At 67.1% G+C, this 1,136-nt stretch carries 1 protein-coding gene; it reads right to left on the bottom strand.

Annotation, left to right across the window (positions count from 1 at the left end):
* Positions 1–8: 8 nt before the first annotated feature.
* A partial coding sequence (mmsA, locus tag ABVF28_RS17195; protein WP_371031456.1) for a CoA-acylating methylmalonate-semialdehyde dehydrogenase occupies positions 9–1,136 on the bottom strand: 1,128 nt, incomplete at its 5' end.

Raw genomic sequence — 1,136 nt, 5'->3', positions numbered from 1 at the left:
TGGGCTGCTCAGTCGTTCTCGGGGAAGCCGAGGTTGATGCCGCCGTGCTTGGCGGGGTCGAGCCAGCGGCTGGTGACGGCTTTCTCGCGGGTGTAGAAGTGGAAGCCCTGGAGGCCGTAGGCCTTGCTGTCGCCGAAGGCGGAGTCTTTCCAGCCGCCGAAGGAGTAGTAGGCGACGGGGACGGGGATGGGCACGTTGATGCCGATCATGCCGACCTGGATCTCGTTCTGGAAGCGGCGGGCGGCGCCGCCGTCGTTGGTGAAGATCGCGGTGCCGTTGCCGAACTGGCCGGTGTTGATGAGCTCCACGCCCTCCTCGAACGACTTGACGCGGACGATGCCGAGGACGGGGCCGAAGATCTCTTCCGTGTAGGCGCGGCTGGTGGTGGGGAGGTTGTCGATGAGGGTCGGGCCGAGCCAGAACCCGCCGTCGGCGCCTTCCGCCTTGATCTCGCGGCCGTCGACGAGCACGTCCGCGCCGTCGTCTTTCGCGATCTGGATGTAGGAGGCGATCTTGTCGCGGTGCACTTCCGAGACGATGGGGCCCATGTCGGGCTCCTTGTGGGTGTCGGTGGGGGTGCCGTCGCCGATGCGGAGCTTCGCGATGCGCTCGGTGACCTTCTCGATGAGCTGGTCGGCGACGGGCTCGATCGCGAGGACCACGCTGATGGCCATGCACCGCTCGCCCGCGGAGCCGTAGCCGGCGTTGATGGCCTGGTCGGCGACGAGGTCGAGGTCGGCGTCGGGGAGCACGAGCATGTGGTTCTTCGCCCCGCCGAGCGCCTGGACCCTTTTGCCGTTCTTGGACGCGGTCTCGTAGATGTACTGCGCGATGGGGGTGGAGCCGACGAAGCTGATCGCGGCGACGTCGTCGTGGTTCAGGAGGCCGTCGACGGCCTGCTTGTCGCCGTGGAGGACGTTGAAGACACCGTCGGGGAGGCCGGCTTCCTTCCAGAGCTCCGCGAGCCAGAGCGCCGCGGAGGGGTCCTTCTCGGAGGGCTTGAGCACGACCGTGTTGCCGACGGCGATCGCGATGGGGAAGAACCACATGGGCACCATCGCGGGGAAGTTGAAGGGGCTGATGATGCCGACCACGCCGAGCGCCTGCTTGATGGAGAACACATCCACACCGGTGGA

It is taken from the genome of Pseudoclavibacter sp. JSM 162008 (assembly GCF_041366455.1).
Classification (GTDB): domain Bacteria; phylum Actinomycetota; class Actinomycetes; order Actinomycetales; family Microbacteriaceae; genus Pseudoclavibacter.
The sequence above is the reverse complement of the archived record's forward strand: the minus strand, read 5'-3'. Positions and strand labels throughout refer to the sequence as shown.